The sequence below is a fragment of the Agrobacterium sp. Ap1 genome, from assembly GCF_017313375.1.
GTDB classification, from domain to species: domain Bacteria; phylum Pseudomonadota; class Alphaproteobacteria; order Rhizobiales; family Rhizobiaceae; genus Neorhizobium; species Neorhizobium cellulosilyticum.
Genome location: NZ_JAFLMY010000089.1, coordinates 1 through 334, shown reverse-complemented (window position 1 = coordinate 334; position 334 = coordinate 1). Strand labels below are relative to the sequence as shown.

At 62.0% G+C, this 334-nt stretch carries 1 pseudogene; it reads right to left on the bottom strand.

Features of this window, described 5'->3' with window-relative positions:
- Positions 1-334: pseudogene (locus tag JZX87_RS32135) on the bottom strand (phosphomannomutase); the annotation flags it as partial.

The window sequence follows — 334 nt, the reverse complement described above, 5'->3', positions numbered from 1 at the left end:
GATATTCCATCAGTGCGGAACTCGTCTCGATCGGAAAATTTTCCAGCCGGTCCGCCATGGCAACCGGCATCCGGAAACCCTCTGCCAGTTGCGAAAGGCGCAGTTTCTTTTCCGCGGCAAGCCAGAGAGGCGCCAATATGGGAAGAAAGCTGTCGCGTGTCGGCAGTGGGCAGATGGATTCGTCAGACAGGGAGAAGGTGGAGGCGGTCAGCAGGCCGCCATTGGCCTCAAACCCCATGACCTTCTCGCGCCCCGCGGCCAGTGCCTCGCTCATGCCGGCAATGACGAAGGGAGAGCCCACCCGCGTGCGAACCACGCGGAAGCTGCCGTTCGC